The organism is Paenibacillus agri (assembly GCF_013359945.1).
In the GTDB taxonomy this organism is placed as follows: Bacteria; Bacillota; Bacilli; order Paenibacillales; family Paenibacillaceae; genus Paenibacillus_AQ; species Paenibacillus_AQ agri.
The window spans coordinates 1-387 of record NZ_JABWCS010000130.1 but is presented as its reverse complement, the minus strand read 5'-3'; the positions used below and the strand labels follow the sequence as shown (position 1 = coordinate 387).

At 53.7% G+C, this 387-nt stretch carries 1 pseudogene; it reads right to left on the bottom strand.

Annotated features, from left to right (window positions below):
- A pseudogene (locus tag HPT30_RS00635) lies at window positions 1-387 on the bottom strand (group II intron reverse transcriptase/maturase); the annotation flags it as partial.

The window sequence follows — 387 nt, the reverse complement described above, 5'->3', positions numbered from 1 at the left end:
TCGCGCCACCCTTGCCACCAACATGTCATGATTCACCTGGTCGAAGAACTTTTCCAGATCTAGATCTACGACCCATCGGAGTCCACTTTGGATATATCTCTGCGCTTGTTTGACCGCGTCAGTGCGTATTCAGGTAAACTTGTAGATTCGCTACCGTTACACCGTCCACACCGGGCGCTCCTCCGTTTTGCACCACTCGTTTATAAGCGAGCCGAAGGTTATCTCCTTCGAGCATTCTCTCCAGCAAGTTATTCTGCTCTTCGCGGGAGGAAGGGGCGACTTGTGCCGACGAAGAACTCGGCGCTCCGGCATACCCTAGCGGCTTCACCGCTTCTCTTTGCCGCAAGCTCTCTTGCGAGATATTCTGCTGTCGTTGCTCCTCATGCG